General features: G+C 46.4%; 15 protein-coding genes and 1 riboswitch. All 15 genes read left to right on the top strand.

Translation table 11 applies throughout. The annotated features are described in order from the left end of the window. Positions 1-26: 26 nt before the first annotated feature. The 15 genes from MAMMFC1_RS19790 to MAMMFC1_RS19720 all read left to right on the top strand — a co-directional run bounded on the left by MAMMFC1_RS19790 (position 27) and on the right by MAMMFC1_RS19720 (position 15,488). Positions 27-878, top strand: coding sequence for a ChbG/HpnK family deacetylase (locus MAMMFC1_RS19790; protein WP_126310147.1), 852 nt, complete (start codon positions 27-29; stop codon positions 876-878). A 23-nt stretch (positions 879-901) separates the two neighbouring features. After that, entirely contained in the window at positions 902-1,837 is a 936-nt protein-coding gene (locus MAMMFC1_RS19785; protein WP_126310146.1) for an NAD-dependent epimerase/dehydratase family protein, read from the top strand. Positions 1,838-1,954: 117 nt separating this feature from the next. Beyond that, on the top strand, positions 1,955-3,496 hold the full coding sequence (locus MAMMFC1_RS19780) for an ArnT family glycosyltransferase (protein ID WP_232035569.1): 1,542 nt from the start codon (positions 1,955-1,957) through the stop codon (positions 3,494-3,496). 6 nt (positions 3,497-3,502) lie between these two features. Beyond that, entirely contained in the window at positions 3,503-5,122 is a 1,620-nt protein-coding gene (locus MAMMFC1_RS19775; protein ID WP_145987658.1) for an ArnT family glycosyltransferase, read from the top strand. Positions 5,123-5,208: 86 nt separating this feature from the next. Next, positions 5,209-5,382: riboswitch (cobalamin riboswitch) on the top strand. A gap of 157 nt (positions 5,383-5,539) precedes the next feature. Then, positions 5,540-6,643, top strand: a complete 1,104-nt coding sequence (gene cbiD / locus MAMMFC1_RS19770; protein ID WP_126310808.1) for a cobalt-precorrin-5B (C(1))-methyltransferase CbiD — start codon at positions 5,540-5,542, stop codon at positions 6,641-6,643. Then, positions 6,613-7,257, top strand: a complete 645-nt coding sequence (cbiE, locus tag MAMMFC1_RS19765; protein WP_126310144.1) for a precorrin-6y C5,15-methyltransferase (decarboxylating) subunit CbiE — start codon at positions 6,613-6,615, stop codon at positions 7,255-7,257. The genes cbiD and cbiE overlap by 31 nt, the downstream gene beginning before the upstream one ends. After that, on the top strand, positions 7,254-7,838 hold the full coding sequence (gene cbiT, locus MAMMFC1_RS19760) for a precorrin-6Y C5,15-methyltransferase (decarboxylating) subunit CbiT (RefSeq protein ID WP_126310143.1): 585 nt from the start codon (positions 7,254-7,256) through the stop codon (positions 7,836-7,838). Before cbiE ends, cbiT begins: the two co-directional genes overlap by 4 nt. A 21-nt stretch (positions 7,839-7,859) precedes the next feature. Then, complete coding sequence (gene cobM, locus MAMMFC1_RS19755; protein WP_126310142.1) at positions 7,860-8,630, top strand: precorrin-4 C(11)-methyltransferase; 771 nt, start codon at positions 7,860-7,862, stop codon at positions 8,628-8,630. Further along, positions 8,627-9,703 (top strand): cobalt-precorrin 5A hydrolase, encoded by a 1,077-nt coding sequence (locus MAMMFC1_RS19750; RefSeq protein ID WP_126310141.1) that lies wholly within the window; start codon positions 8,627-8,629, stop codon positions 9,701-9,703. The genes cobM and MAMMFC1_RS19750 overlap by 4 nt, the downstream gene beginning before the upstream one ends. A gap of 20 nt (positions 9,704-9,723) precedes the next feature. Then, positions 9,724-10,413 (top strand): precorrin-3B C(17)-methyltransferase, encoded by a 690-nt coding sequence (gene cobJ, locus MAMMFC1_RS19745; RefSeq protein ID WP_232035568.1) that lies wholly within the window; start codon positions 9,724-9,726, stop codon positions 10,411-10,413. Continuing rightward, on the top strand, positions 10,410-11,180 hold the full coding sequence (gene cobK / locus MAMMFC1_RS19740) for a precorrin-6A reductase (RefSeq protein WP_126310139.1): 771 nt from the start codon (positions 10,410-10,412) through the stop codon (positions 11,178-11,180). The genes cobJ and cobK overlap by 4 nt, the downstream gene beginning before the upstream one ends. Positions 11,181-11,187: 7 nt before the next feature. Further along, the gene (locus MAMMFC1_RS19735; protein WP_126310138.1) at positions 11,188-11,814 is read left to right on the top strand and encodes a precorrin-8X methylmutase; all 627 of its coding nucleotides are present in this window, start codon (positions 11,188-11,190) and stop codon (positions 11,812-11,814) included. 108 nt (positions 11,815-11,922) lie between these two features. Beyond that, positions 11,923-13,332: a cobyrinate a,c-diamide synthase gene (locus tag MAMMFC1_RS19730; protein WP_126310137.1), complete on the top strand. Its 1,410-nt coding sequence runs from the start codon at positions 11,923-11,925 to the stop codon at positions 13,330-13,332. Between the two features lie 49 nt (positions 13,333-13,381). Beyond that, positions 13,382-13,966, top strand: coding sequence for a bifunctional adenosylcobinamide kinase/adenosylcobinamide-phosphate guanylyltransferase (gene cobU / locus MAMMFC1_RS19725; protein ID WP_126310136.1), 585 nt, complete (start codon positions 13,382-13,384; stop codon positions 13,964-13,966). Continuing rightward, positions 13,959-15,488 carry a cobyric acid synthase gene (locus tag MAMMFC1_RS19720; RefSeq protein ID WP_126310135.1) on the top strand — a complete coding sequence of 510 codons (1,530 nt, stop codon included), beginning with the start codon at positions 13,959-13,961 and terminating at the stop codon, positions 15,486-15,488. Before cobU ends, MAMMFC1_RS19720 begins: the two co-directional genes overlap by 8 nt. Position 15,489 lies beyond the last annotated feature (1 nt).

Here is a 15,489-nt window from a genome sequence, read left to right as displayed (position 1 = left end):
TCTTTCAATAAGAGGAAACTGCTTTCATGAAACGGATAATTATAAATGCAGATGACTTCGGCCTGCATGAATGTGTAAATGAAGCCGTTATTTTGGGCCATACTTCCGGTTCTATATCAAGCACGTCGATAATGGCTTGCGGCGCGGCGTTTGAACATGCTGTATCTTTAACTTCCCGTTATCCCAAACTTGGTGTAGGCGTTCATCTAACTTTAGTGGCGGAATATCCTGTTGCGCCTAGTTACCTGATACCTTCACTCGTTAATCAAAAAGGGCGGATGGCAGAAAAATATCCTGTGTTTTTGAAGCAATATCTAGCAGGAAAAATTAAGATAAAGGACATTTATCGTGAGTTGACTGCACAGGTAGCCAAAGTTTTAAACTATGGTGTTAATATAACGCATCTGGATAGCCATCAACACATGCACGTTGTGCCGGGAATTATTGAAGTTGTCATTGATATCGCCAAGGAGTTCAATATTCCTGCCATACGGATCCCGGCAGAACCAGTTTGGTTTTTTGGTGGCTATAAGTCTTCTGCAGGTAGGATAATAGGACGTACAGGCCTGTCTTTTTTATCGCTCCTGGCCCGAAGAAAGGTAAGAAAAGCCGGAATTATTTCACCGGATTATTTTTTTGGTATGCTGGCAGGCGGCAAGATGGAGGAGAAACTGTTGGTCAATATTCTAAAGGCTCTGCCTTCCAACGGGGTTACTGAAATTATGATTCATCCTGGCGCTTGCGACGCGATACTCAATGATGCTTATGATTGGAATTTTAGCTGGCAGGCGGAATTAGGCGCTGCTATGAGCAGCCAGGTTAAGCAAATTTTAAGCGGACAAAATATTGAATTGATATCATTTAAGGATTTAACATAATCAGAGGAGGAGTCGATAGTAGTATGAAAGTACTAGTTACCGGCGGAGCAGGTTTTATAGGCTCACATGTTATTGATATCTTGCTTTCTAAGGGTTGTCAGGTAGTCATTATTGATAATTTAAGTACAGGTTTGCGCGAAAACATAAATAACAGGGCAAAATTTATTGAAATGGATATTTTATCTGATCAAATCCTTAATGTTTTCCAACAGGAAAAGTTTGATCACGTAATACATTTGGCTGCACAGACGACTGTAGCTTATTCCCTTGAACATCCAGATGAAGATTGTAATATCAATATAGCCGGTACGGTACAAATTTTAGAAGCTTGCCGTAAAACTCAAGTCCGCCGGGTTGTATTTGCATCCAGTGCCGCCGTGTATGGCGACACTACCCAACTGCCAATTACGGAAAATGCGCCAATTCAGCCTAGCTCTTTTTACGGCTTGAGTAAATGGACTGTTGAGTGTTACCTAAGTCTTTACCATCGGTTTTATGGCCTGAATTATGCTGCTTTGCGCTTCGCGAATGTTTACGGAGAACGCCAAGGCGATAGGGGAGAAGGCGGCGTCATCAGCATTTTTATCAGAAAAATTCAACAAAATGAGCCGGTAAATATTTTTGGGGACGGAGGTCAGACGCGTGATTTCATTTACGCCGGTGATGTTGCCGAAGCTATATATCTGGCACTTATTAACCCGCAAATGTGTCTCAACCGGGTATACAATATCAGTACGCAAACCCAAACGTCTGTGAATACCCTGGTAGAAATACTGTCGCAAGCTTCGGGGAAGACTGTTAAAAAAGTTTATGGTCCGCCGCGGGATGGCGATATTTACCATTCGATGCTTGACAATAGCGCTGCGTTGTACAATCTTGGCTGGAAGCCGAAATTGAGTCTGGCGGCAGGCTTGCACAGAACTTATCTGAGTAAAATAGGTAAAATGAGTAAAAATTAAAAAAAACTATTTACATATGCCGCATTGAATTGACATCCGGGTATTAGGATAAACTGAGGATAATTTCAATTCTTTAATACGTTCCCTATAGCTGCCTAAAAGATCGGAGGCTTGACTGTGTTCAGGTATACAGGAACGGATATTCTGATCCTAGCAATTGTTTCGTCTGTCATCATGTTTACCAATTTAGGCGGGACGCCGTTGCTTGACCCTGATGAGCCGGTATATGCTCAGACTTCTAAAGAGATGATACAATATAACGACTATATTTCTCCCCAAATTTTTGGTGAATACTGGTATGATAAGCCCCCTATGTATTACTGGCTGGTGGCGGCAGCATATAATATCTTTGGCATCAACGAGTTTTCCGCCCGGTTTCCTTCTGCTTTCCTCGCCGTGGCCGGAGTATTGGTACTGTATCTATTCGGCCGGGAGTTATTTTCCCGGCGGGCGGCGATGACCGGAGCACTTGTTTTGGCGACAAGCATCGAATATTTTTATTTAGGAAAGGCAGCCGTAACCGATATTACTTTTAATTTTTGTTTAATGGTATCCTTGCTATCTTTTATTACCAAAAGATATTATTTGTTTTATATATTTGCCGGATTGGCTACAGTTACCAAGGGACCTATAGGATTACTGTTTCCGGGAATAATCATCTTTCTGTACCTGCTTTGTAACCGGAGTTTCCGGAAATTAGGCGATATGAAGCTTTCCGCCGGCATTATTATATGCAGTGTCGTTGCTTTACCATGGTACATAGCCATGTATCAGATTCACGGCAACGCTTTTATTGAAACTTTTCTGGGACTTAACAATGTAATCCGGTTTACTTCGCCTGAGCACCCCGAGGGAATGTTGTGGTATTATTTCGTTCCGGTACTTATTATTGGTTTTTTTCCCTGGACAGCCATTTTGGTCCAGTCAATTTGGGCATCTTTAACGAAAAGCAATTATGAACAGCGGACGAAATTAATCTTTCTTATTATCTGGACCGCCTCTATCTTTTTGTTTTTTTCTGTTTCCCGGACCAAATTGATTTCCTACATATTGCCGATGTTTCCACCATTAGCTCTTATCGTCGGTTGGTATATAGATACCTTATGGGCGCATTGGTGGGAACGAAACACAGGTTGGGCCATCCTCCTGGCGGCTTTGTACCTGCTACTTAGTACCGGAATGTTTTTGGTTATCAGGCTTATGCCGGAACTAACCACTGGAATAATTGTTTCGGCAATTCTATTCGGTATTATGACCATTGTTTCCGTTTCATTTATTTGGCAGGGGAATTATGGACGGGCTTTAAAAACACAGGTTATCGGGATGACGTTATTTTCGATTGTCTTGATAACCGTGGTGTTCTCTGCCGCAGCGCCAAGATTTGCAACCAAAAACATTGCCCGAGAATTTGCCATGGCTTATGACGGACAATCGCCGGTTTATATCACTAAATTTTTACATCCGGGATTTACTTTTTATGCCGGTATTTACGGGCGGGAAATCAAAGACGGCGGTGAGCTGTCAGAAGCGCTGAACTTTCCCGGTAAGGCTTATTTTATCGTGAGACAGCCAGAATATTTGCGGTTACCGGCAAATGAACAGCAAGTGCTGTCTATTATGGCTCAAACGGATGAAAAAATGGTGCTTATGAAAAAATAATGGAAGGTGGGGAACGAGTCAGAGATGCCAAGCAGCTATTACAAGACGTTAATTTTCTTTCTGGCGCTATGTTCTTATATCATTTTTAATGGCAATGTACCGATCACCGATCCGGTGGAGTCGAATTATGCCCTTACTGCCAAGGAAATGGTGGAAAGTAATAACTGGCTGTCACCGCAAATATATGGTCAGTACTGGTTTGATAAGCCCATATTGATTTACTGGCTTATTGCCTTAAGTTATAAAGTATTTGGCGTAGGAGAATTTGCGGCTCGTTTCCCAGCCGCAGTTTTCAGTGCCGCCAGTGTCAGCTTGGTATACTGGTTTTCAGTGAAAATTTACCAGAATCGTCAAATAGGTTTATTGGCGGCGCTGGTTTTAGCCACATCCCTTGAATTTTGGGTATTGGCGCATATGATTATTACTGATGCGGTACTATTTTTCTTTACCAGTGCAGCCATGTCTACATTCTTTTTTGGTATGACAGAAAAAAGAACCAAATGGTACCTGATGGCCTATGCGTCAATGGGATTCGCGGCACTGACAAAAGGTCCGGTTGGTATCGTTTTGCCGGCACTTATAGTCTTAATGTATATCTTTGTCCGGAATCAATGGCAGCAACTTCGACATATGCATATTTTTGCCGGTATAGGCGTGTTGTTGGCTGTGGCGGCCCCGTGGTATTTCACAATGTACCTGCTCCATGGGCAACAATTCATAGATACATTTTTGGGACTCCATAATTATATAAGGGCTACTGTGGCGGAGCACCCGAAAGATAATGTACTTTACTATTATTTTGTATTATTCCCCGTTAGCCTAATGCCATGGACCGGCATATTCTTCCTAATGCTGGGGAAGGCAAAAAGGTCTTTAAGGTCACCGGTGGAAAGCTATTTATACATTTGGCCGGCGGTAATTTTAGTTTTTTATACCGCCATGGCAACAAAATATCCTACCTATGTATTTCCAGCGTTATTTCCCGTTGCAGTACTAATAGCCAGTTATTTGCAATCTTTGCATCAGAGAAAAAACAGGCGGACTTGGCTCTGGCTTTCCGTACCGGCAATAGTACTGTTCGGTGCGGTTGTGTATGGCACAACTCTATTGCCGCCGGAAAAGAATTGGCTGCCGTTGTATGTTGCCGTTTGCGTGAGCATAATCAGCGTTATTTGGGTTCAAACAAAGGGAAATATCTGCCGGTTGCCGCTAACGGTAGCTGTAGCCGTGATTACAATAAGCTGCGTGGCGATCGGAACGGGTCTAAGTTCTTTGGCTAATTCCAAATCAGCCAAACCGTTAGCTTATATTTTACCTAGGAACGCAATCATTGGCTCATTGGGAGAATATGCCACTTCCATGGTTTTTTACAGTGGACATATTATGCCTCGCCTGGTTGTTGATGAACAAGAATTGGCACAACGGGGGACTTGGTCTGGTAAATATACCATGCCCACCGAGCATTTGGACAGCTTTGTCGCCCGGAATAGCGGTGATTCCCCAATTTTTATTTTAGTAAAATCAAAGGATTTGTCACAAATTAAAGACTCGGCATCTTTTGCCAATTTTGTTCCTGTTGCCAGTCATGGCAATATGACTCTTTACCGCAAAAAGGATGAAATATAGAATTGTTGAAAACAAATTTCGCATTAATTGCAGACACCAGCAGGAAATTAGTAATTAAGATGGAATATAAGTATGTTATAAAAGTTGATATGTGTAAGGGAATAGGTGCTTTGCGCTTAATAGGGAAGTCCGGTGCAAAACCGGCGCGGTCCCGCCACTGTAATGGGGATGATGCCTTATATATGCCACTGGGATGACTGGGAAGGCTTAGGCAATTGATGAACCAGAGTCAGGAGACCTGCCTGTTCTACGACACGCCGCTAGTAGTCCGTCAAATGTTTAGACTTGGCGGATTACCGGAACCTACGGAAGATAGGCAGGTGTGGGGAGAATAATCAGACAAATGTGAAATGTGATTTGTTGAGTTTATTTACATAACCCCCTGCTATAGGGGGTTTTTTGTTGTCAGATAAAACAATGCGTCCGGGTATAACAACCGGCACTTGTGCGGCGGCGGCAGCCAAGGCAGCTGTTTTGGCTTGGCAAGGGAGACTTGATACTCACGTTGAGGTCAAAACACCGCAGGAAAAATTGATTCGGGTTGCCATTGAGAAAAGCCTGGCGATGCCCGGGGGAGGCTTAGCCAGTGTAATAAAGGATGCCGGCGACGATCCTGACATTACCAACGGCGTGAGAATTGACGTTCAAGTTAGGATTTCCGACTGCCCGGACATCATAATTCAGGCCGGCGAAGGGGTGGGAGTAGTAACAAAACCAGGGTTATCCGTGCCGGTAGGGCTGCCTGCGGTGAATGAAGGACCTAAAAAAATGATTATAACTGCCATAAGAGACGTACTACCAAGGGATAAAGGCGCCATAGTCACTATATCCATTCCAGGCGGTGAAGAACTGGCGAAAAGAACCTTAAATCCGGTATTGGGAATTGCCGGGGGGTTATCCATTATCGGCACAACCGGTATTGTTGAGCCCATGTCGGAAGAAGCTTTCAAAAACTCGCTGGTGCCCCAAATAAGTGTGGTAAAAGCATTGGGATATCAGGATATAGTCTTTGTACCGGGAAAAATCGGACAAGATATAGCTGTTAATCAATACGGTTTGCCGGAAGAAGCCATTGTTCAAACCAGCAATTTTATCGGCCATATGCTGGAAAATGCTGCCAAGCTGGGTGTGAAAAGGGTGTTGTTGTTCGGGCATTTAGGAAAAATCGTAAAAGTATCTGCCGGTATATTTCATACTCATAATCGCATGGCGGACGCGAGGCTGGAAACCATTGCCGCTTATCTGGCGGTTGAAGGCGCCCCGCAAGCTGTGATAAAAGAGATTATGGAATGTACGACTACAGAGGCTGCTATGCCGATTATAGAGCGATATAATTTTAACGCGGTTTACAATCTACTGGCCACGCGGGCAAGTTTACGGGCCGAGCGGTATGTTTTCAGCGATCTGACGGTAGGGACGGCAGTTGTGACACTTAAAGGCAAAATATTGGGGCTTGATCAAGCAGCTCGGGACATTGGAGGAACACTAGGTTGGAACATGACAGAGCTAACCACAGGGTAATAGTAGTGGGCATTGGTCCGGGAGCGCCGGACTATGTGCTGCCTGTAGCAAGCAGGATAATCAATAACGCCGCAGTGCTAGTGGGAAGTAATCGGGCCCTCGCTACTTTCGCGAAAAAAAATGGTCAAGAAACCCGGCAAATTGATAAAGACATAGGAGGGGTGCTCTCTTTTATTGCGGCAAAGCTTGCTGCCACGGATGTGGTGGTCATGGTATCCGGCGACCCGGGATTTTATAGTTTGCTGGCGGCACTAAAACAGGAGTTCCCGGAACCCAGAATTCAGGTCGTTCCCGGGATCAGCTCGGTTCAGCTGGCATTCGCCCGCATTGGTGAGTTATGGCAGGATGCAGACTTAATTAGTATGCATGGACGCCTGCCGGAAGATGAAAAACTATCCTACCGCCAGGGGAAAAAGCTTGGAATACTTACAGATCAAAAGCATAATCCAAGTTATATTGCCAACGTACTGCTGACCGGCGGCTGGCCGCCGGCTAGCTTGGTGTGGCTTTGCGCCGCTCTGTCTTATCCGGAGGAAAAAGTATTGGCTCTATCTTTGGAAGATACAGTTGATATTAGTGGGTTTGACCACTGTGTAATGGTGGTGAGAGGATGAGAGTATACAATCCCGGTATTGCCGATGATGATTTTATTCGGGGCGATATTCCTATGACTAAAGCGGAGATAAGGATACTTACATTATCTAAAGCTAAAATCAGGTACAGTGATATCATCATTGATATTGGGGCAGGTACAGGCTCATTATCGGTGGAGGCGGCTTTAATGGCGCCACAAGGGCATGTTACTGCCATTGAGAGAAAAGAAGAAGGAATCAAACTGATTAAAGCCAATGCCGTCCGCTTTGGAGTTGAAAACCTTGAGCCGGTATTGGGGGAAGCCCCTGAGGCTCTTAGCGGACATAAAGAAGCTGATGTTATCTTAGTTGGCGGCAGTGGCGGACGTTTGCCGGAAATACTGGCAAAATGCGATAAAATCTTGAAGCCTGGCGGCCGGTTGGTAATAACAGCCGTTACTGTAGAAACTTTGAGTGGCTCTTTATTGGCAATGCGGCAGCGTATAGACTATTCCGTGGAGGCCGTTGGCGCCCAAATTACCCGCATACAGTCTGTTGGGTCAAATAATATGTTTCAAGCATTAAACCCTATCTATATAGTTACTTGTACTAAAAAACCATAAAGAACTTCGGGAGGAATACACGTGCAAGTTTATTTTGTCGGCGCCGGTCCGGGAGATCCCGAACTGATTACAGTCAAAGGTCAACGGTTGCTGAGCCGGGCAGATGTAATCATTTATGCCGGCTCCCTGGTAAATCCGGCTTTATTATCATTGGCTCAAAGCGGAGCTGCCATTTATAATAGTGCTTCCATGACGCTGGATGAAGTCATTGCTGTAATGAAAAAAGCGGTGGCAGAGGGGAAGACGGTTGTTCGTCTGCACACAGGAGACCCCAGTATCTATGGCGCCATTCAGGAACAGATGGATGCTCTGGATAAAAGCGGCATTCAATATGAAGTAATTCCGGGTGTAAGTTCCTTTTTAGCCACGGCGGCGGCACTGAAACGGGAATATACTTTGCCTGAGATATCCCAAACAGTGATTATTACCCGCATGGAAGGCAGGACTCCCGTGCCGGAGAAGGAAAAACTGCAAAGTCTTGCCAGCCACGAAGCCACTATGTGCATATTTTTAAGCGTGCATATGCTGGACAGTGTGATGCAAGAGCTCATTGACGGCGGTTATTCCCCCGATACACCGGTTGCCATTGTTCAAAAAGCATCTTGGCCGGAACAGAAGATTTTCCGCGGAACACTCAATACAATTGGGAAAATTGCTTTAGATGGCGGCGTAGATCGTACAGCCATGATCGTAGTAGGGAAGGTTCTCGATACGGAATACGCCCTGTCCCGCTTGTACGCTCCCGAGTTCGGCCATCTGTTCAGACCGGCCCGGGAGGATAGCAAGCAGTGAAACTGGCGCTAATCTCTGTTACCAGAAAAGGGGCGGCACTTGCTGAGAGGTTGGTTCCTTTTCTCGGTCCTGATGTTGATGTTTATGCCAAAGAGGGCCGAGATAATGTTACAGGTACTTCGCGTACGTATGATTGTTTGAGTCAATTAGTGGATACAATTTTTCACAAATACGACGGTTTCGTGTTTATCATGGCCGCTGGCATCGTTGTCCGAATTATCGCTCACCATATACGGGACAAAAGGTTTGACCCGGCCGTAGTAGTGGTGGATGATGGCGGAAAGCACGCTATAAGCCTGCTTTCCGGGCATATTGGCGGCGCCAATGATCTTACTTTGGCAGTGAGTGAGGCGATCGGTGCTTCGCCTGTCATTACAACCGCCACCGATGTTGCCCAATTGCCAGCCGCAGACGTGCTGGCAGTAAAACTAAATCTTCTGATTGAGCCTTTCCCGCGGTTGAAGGTAATTAATGCCGCTATTGCAAATGGGGACAGAGTAGTTTTTTTTATCGACAAGTCGCTGGCCGATTATGAACACTACCTTCATTTGGCCGCGGAATACGGCATAATATTGCAAGATGCAGGTGAATTGGAAGAGATTGATCACTATGATGCCGCTGTTATCATAACGGATCAGGAGTATGATACGGCAAAGCCTTGCCTCTTTCTCCGTCCGGGAAGCTTGGCGCTTGGCATTGGGTGTCGCCGTGGTACCACCGATGCAGAATTATTTGGGGCAATCAGTGATGCTTGCCGTAAAATCGGCAAAAGCTGGCAAAGTGTAGCTGTACTTGGGAGTTCCGTGGTAAAGCAGGACGAGATCGGTTTGCTGGCCTTAGGGCAGCAACTGGATGTTCCTGTGGAATTTTTTTCCAATGAGCAACTGCGGTTATGCATTGCCGAGAAGAATTATATATCATCAAGCTTTGTAGAGCAACAGATAGGAGTGGGAAATGTATGCGAACCAGCAGCAATTCTGGCGGGACAATCGGACAGGCTGCTACTGCCCAAGACAAAATATGCCAAAGTAACTGTAGCTATCGCTCCGGTCAAATATCGGTGGTGGGAATAGGACCAGGCAGTTTAGAGGACATGACGCCGCGAGCCCGTGAGGCTATTGAATCGGCGCAGGTGATTGCAGGTTATGATACTTACTTGGAACTTATCAAAGATTTACTTGGCAAGAAAAAAGTTATCGGCACCGGCATGATGCAGGAGATTGACCGCTGTCAGGCTGCGGTTGAGGAAGCTTTGGGCGGTTACGATGTAGCCGTAATATCCAGCGGTGATCCGGGAGTGTATGGGATGGCCGGGCTGGTGCTGGAACTGACTTTAAAATATCCTGAAAGTGTTCAGCCGGCAGTCAGGGTGATCCCCGGCATCAGCGCCGTCGGAGCTGCCGCCGCCATTTTAGGGGCGCCGTTAATGCATGATTTCGCTGTCATTAGCCTAAGTGATCTTTTGACACCTTGGGAGGTGATCGAAAAGCGAATTGAGATGGCGGCAGCAGGAGATTTCGTCATTGCCATTTATAATCCCAAGAGTACCCGCCGCACAATGCAAATTGAAGCAGTAAGGGAAATTGCCCTGAAATACCGTCACTCTTCTACTCCGGTAGGGATTGTCCATCATGTCAGCCGGACTAAGGAACAGATGGTACTATCCAATTTGGAGAACTTTACCCGGGAGCATATAGATATGTTTTCACTGGTGATTATCGGTAACAGCCAAACCTATATTGCCGGCGGGCAGATGATTACGCCCCGGGGTTATCAGGTATGATCCTGGTACTGGCCGGTACCCAGGACGGACGTGAATTGGCAGCTCAAATAGCCGGATGCGGTTTGCCGGTAATTGTATCGGTTGTAAGTGACTATGGCCGAAGTCTGGCTGAGTTGGGAAAAATGCAAGTTAATACCGGACAACTTAGCGCCTATGAATTAGCCGAATTTATTGGCCAAAGGGATATAAAACTGGTTATTGACGCCAGCCATCCTTACGCGGTAAATGCATCACGCAATGCCATGCAGGCCTCTTTGGCCACAGGTATTCAATATATACGGTTTGAACGGGAAAAAACGCATTTACCCGCGTATGAACGCCTGATTGTAGTCCCGGATGCTAAAGCAGCGGCAGAGGCTGCGGCCGGTTGCGGCAGGGTCATTTTCCTTACTATCGGCAGTCGCAGTTTAATAACTTTTAAAAATACCCCTGCTCTGCGTGAACACAGGTTGGTCGCAAGGGTACTGCCGCAGCCAAATGTGTTGTCAGAGTGCTTAGAAATGGGGTTTAGTCCCAAAGATATTATTGCTATGCAAGGACCTTTTTCATATGAGCTGAACGTAGCCTTGTTTACAGAATATAACGCTAATGTCATAGTAACCAAAAACAGTGGCGAAATTGGCGGTACTGATGCTAAGTTTACCGCGGCTATTGCATTGGGATTGACGCTAGTTGTGATTGACCGTCCCGTTATCGAGTATACCTGTATATTTCGCACCGTTGAAGAAATTCTTTCATATTGCTTAAACGGCAGCGCCTGGAGGTAGTAAAACAATGGAATTTATCACTGAGCCACATGCAATTGAAGCCCGCAGCATGGAGATTATCGCCCCTTATCTTTCAAGACTGAACTTGGATGAGAAGGCAATAAAGGTTTATTCCCGTATCATCCATGCAGCGGGCGATCCTGATTATAAAGACGTGATACGAATTCACCCGGCAGCCATAGCAGCAGGTTTAAATTCTTTGAAGAGCGGGTGTGATATCTATTGCGATGTTGAAATGGTCCGGACTGGTATTAATCGCCGTCGCCTTGCGGAATTCGGGGGACAAGTGCATTGTATGATCGGCGATGAAAAAATAGCCGTAAAAGCTAGGGAGTCCGGGATTACCCGGGCTATGGCCGCCATGCGGGAATTTGGCCAAAAACTGGACGGGGCGGTGTTGGCCATCGGCAACGCTCCTACGGCACTGGTGGAAGTCATGAAGATCATGCAGGAAAGTGAAGTGCGTCCTGCTTTAATTATCGGTGTTCCCGTAGGTTTTGTGGGAGCCAGCGAATCAAAAGACTTACTCTTTAGTACCTCACCTGTGCCTTATATAACGGTACTGGGAAATAAAGGCGGCAGCCCGATTGCCGCCGCATCGGTCAACGCCCTGTTATATATGCTTGAGAAATAGATTGACATGTTAGAATTTGACCATATCGGTACGACCATCCGCCGCGGGATTGGCGGTTCAGGCAGCGGTACAAGGGAAGGTCTATAAGATTAGTAATGGGGGATGCAGGTGGCACAAATTACTATTCCTCGCATAATCATAGCGGGCACACATAGCGGTGTGGGTAAAACCACTATTGTTACCGGTTTGCTGGCGGCTTTACGCCGGCGGGGATTTGCTGTCCAGTCATACAAAGTGGGTCCCGACTATATTGATCCCGGATATCATCGCCTGGCTAGCGGCAAGTGCGCCCACAATCTGGATACCTGGCTAGTTCCGCCGGAAATGATTGCCGGTATTTTCGCCAAAACGGCGGTAAATAATGATCTGGCCATTGTGGAAGGGGTCATGGGTTTATATGACGGCGGCCGTTCCGGGGTCAGCAGTACAGCTGCCATTGCTAAACTGCTGAGGGCTCCCGTTGTATTGGTGGTCGATGCCAAGTCTATGGGTGAAAGTGTGGCGGCTACCGTCCTGGGTTATAAAATGTACGATTCTGAAGTAAACCTGGCGGGAGTAATTGTGAACCGGTTGGGATCGGAAACTCATAAAACTCTTGTTTGTGAGGCGCTTGAACGTATTCAAATACCTATTCTGGGCTGTGTTTTCCGCAATACGAATTTATCGGCGCCAGAGCGGCATTTAGGTTTAACCCCTGTCACCGAGCATGATGCTCAAGCCATAGTTGCGGAAATGGCCGGACAAATCGCCGGTGAGGTTAATATTGAACAGCTGATTGAACTGGCTCAAGCGGCGCCGGTTCTGGAAATAGGCGAGACTGTGAAATTAGCTGCTGAGCCTGAACATGTTCGTATTGGCGTGGCTCAGGATGACGTATTTACTTTCTACTATCCAGCCAGTCTGGATGTTCTGGAGAATTACGGGGCGGAATTGGTTCCGTTCAGTCCGCTAAAGGACGACCGGCTGCCGGAAGTGGATGGCTTAATATTAGGAGGAGGGTTCCCCGAGATGTTTGTGGAACAGCTCGCAGCCAATTCCGCAATGCGGCAAGCCATCCAAACTGTTATCAGTGATGGCATGCCTGTTTACGCCGAATGTGGAGGTCTTATGTATTTATCAAGGCAAATTGCCGATTTTAGCGGCAATTTGCATGATATGGTAGGTGCCATACCGGCAGTATGCCGAATGCAGTCCCAATTAGAGACAGTCGGCTATGTAGAGGTAACCACGTTACAGGACAATGTTTTGGGGAAAAAAGGAGATACGCTGCGTGGTCATGAATTCCATTTTTCCAGGATGATCCCGGATATACCGGAGGAATTATTTCCCTGGGCCTTTCAATTTTGCAAAATGAGGACTGGTGCGGTCTATCGTGGCGGCTATGCCAAACGGAATGTTTTGGCATCTTACCTCCATATGCATTTTGCCGGCAATGAACAAGCCGCTCACCAATTCACCAAAATGTGCCGGCAGTATAGAATCACGGAAAATAAAAAAACGGAACCGCAGAGACGCTGAGGGCATAGAGGTTTTGTTTGAATATAGGTTTATGTGGAGTGAGCTGAAGATGGCGGGAAAATTTATTTTAGTCACGGGCGGTGCAAGAAGCGGAAAAAGCTTGTTTGCCGAGAAACTGGCAGAACGTATAGGAGATGGTAGGGTCGCTTATATCGCAACTGCCCAGATTTATGATGACGAGATGAAAGACCGTGTTGCTTTGCATCGCAGTCGTCGACCACAAAACTGGCGAACTTATGAGGCGCCTTATAATGCTGAACAAGCTATGACGGTAGCTGTAGAGGAAGCCGGAGCCGTATTATTCGACTGTCTTACTCTTTATACCAGCAACCTGCTTTTGGCGCCGGATGCCCCCCAGGACAAAGAACTGCGTTTTCACTATATCATGGATGCTATGAACAAGCTGTTTGCCAGGGCAAAAAGCGGCCCGGCTTCCGTCATATTTGTGACTAATGAAGTAGGTATGGGCATAGTTCCGGAAAACGCTCTGGCAAGAGAGTACCGCGATGCGGCAGGATCAGTAAATCAAATGGCGACCCAATACGCCGACCAAGTATACCTGGTTGTCAGCGGCCTGGCGGTTGATATCAAGAAACTGGCTGCCAACTGGGGCAAGGAGGATGCCAATGGCTAAAACCATTATGCTGCAGGGGACCAGCTCCCATGTAGGTAAAAGTATCATTACTACGGCTTTTTGCCGCATATTTAAACAAGACGGGCATAAGGTTGTTCCTTTTAAAGCTCAGAATATGGCGCTCAACTCCTATGTCACCAAGTCCGGTGGGGAAATGGGGCGGGCGCAAGTCGCTCAAGCGGAAGCTGCCGGCCTTGACCCAACGGTCGAAATGAATCCGGTCTTGCTTAAACCGACCGGTAACTCCTGTTCCCAGGTAATCATACTTGGACACCCGGTTGGTAACATGTCGGCCCAGGAGTATCATGAAGGATATAGTTTAAATGCTTTGGCTACGGTGAAGGAGTGCCTGAATACGCTTCAGCGACGGTTTGATACCATTGTTATTGAGGGCGCGGGCAGTCCGGCCGAAGTCAATTTGAAAGACAATGATATTGTAAATATGCGTATTGCCAAGATGGCTTCGGCTCCTGTGCTTTTAATTGCCGACATTGACCGGGGGGGAGCGTTGGCGTCTATCGTAGGTACACTGGAACTCTTAGAACCGGAAGAGCGGGATCTGGTAAAAGGCATCATTATCAATAAGTTCCGCGGCGATATTAATCTTTTAACACCTGCTCTTGAATTTCTGGAAAAGAAAACAGGCAAACCGGTTATTGGGGTGGTGCCGCATCTTGAACAATTAGGAATTGACGATGAGGATTCCGTCTCTTTGGAGGATAAACGCGATGGCGGGAAAAAAGACCTGGATATCGCCGTCATCAGGATACCGAAGATTTCGAATTTCACCGATTTCGATGCTCTTGCCAATGAGCCGGATGTTTCAGTCAGATATGTACGTCAGGGCGAAAGTATTGGCCAGCCTGATCTCATCATTTTACCCGGCAGTAAAAATACGACTGAAGATTTGTTGTACTTAAGAGATAACGGGTATGAACGGGAAATATTAGCTTTAGCAGCCAATGGAACGCCGATTGTTGGTATCTGCGGCGGTTACCAGATGCTGGGAGAAGAGATACAAGACCCGGAGCATACCGAATCCGACTACGAAAAAGTTCCGGGTTTGGGACTTATTAACAGTGTTACGATTTTTGAAGCCAACAAGTTAACTCATCAAATATCAGCCTGCTGTAACAACCATGGTTTTCTTGGATTGAATTTCAGCGGTGGTGACTTAAAGGGCTATGAAATACATATGGGGCGTACTCAATTTTCAACTCCTGTGAATCCCGCGTTTGTTATAACCAACCGGTCGGGTGAAGCAATCAATTCCGCTGACGGAGCGGTATCCGACAACGGTTTGGTCATGGGAACCTATATTCACGGTATTTTTGATAACGACCAATACCGGCGCGCCGTGCTAAATGCCCTTCGTGTTCGCAAGGATTTAGCCCCTCTTAATATGACCACAGACACTCAGGCACGAAAAGAAGCTAGTTATGACCGTTTGGCTCAGGTAGTGCGGGAGAGCCTTAACATGAACTTAGTTTATTCGATTATGAACGATTTCCCCCGAGGTTGAT

The organism is Methylomusa anaerophila, from assembly GCF_003966895.1.
Lineage (GTDB): Bacteria > Bacillota > Negativicutes > Sporomusales > Sporomusaceae > Methylomusa > Methylomusa anaerophila.
Note: the sequence above shows the minus strand (reverse complement) of the source record. Positions and strands in the feature narration are given on the sequence as shown.

Bases quoted from the DNA above. Each gene is read 5' to 3' on its own strand.
- MAMMFC1_RS19790 (WP_126310147.1), top strand. From the start codon at position 27: ATGAAACGGATAATTATAAATGCAGATGACTTCGGCCTGCATGAATGT.
- MAMMFC1_RS19785 (WP_126310146.1), top strand. From the start codon at position 902: ATGAAAGTACTAGTTACCGGCGGAGCAGGTTTTATAGGCTCACATGTT.
- cobU (WP_126310136.1), top strand. From the start codon at position 13,382: ATGGCGGGAAAATTTATTTTAGTCACGGGCGGTGCAAGAAGCGGAAAA.
- cbiD (WP_126310808.1), top strand. From the start codon at position 5,540: ATGCGTCCGGGTATAACAACCGGCACTTGTGCGGCGGCGGCAGCCAAG.
- MAMMFC1_RS19735 (WP_126310138.1), top strand. From the start codon at position 11,188: ATGGAATTTATCACTGAGCCACATGCAATTGAAGCCCGCAGCATGGAG.
- cobK (WP_126310139.1), top strand. From the start codon at position 10,410: ATGATCCTGGTACTGGCCGGTACCCAGGACGGACGTGAATTGGCAGCT.
- MAMMFC1_RS19720 (WP_126310135.1), top strand. From the start codon at position 13,959: ATGGCTAAAACCATTATGCTGCAGGGGACCAGCTCCCATGTAGGTAAA.
- cobJ (WP_232035568.1), top strand. From the start codon at position 9,724: ATGACGCCGCGAGCCCGTGAGGCTATTGAATCGGCGCAGGTGATTGCA.
- cbiT (WP_126310143.1), top strand. From the start codon at position 7,254: ATGAGAGTATACAATCCCGGTATTGCCGATGATGATTTTATTCGGGGC.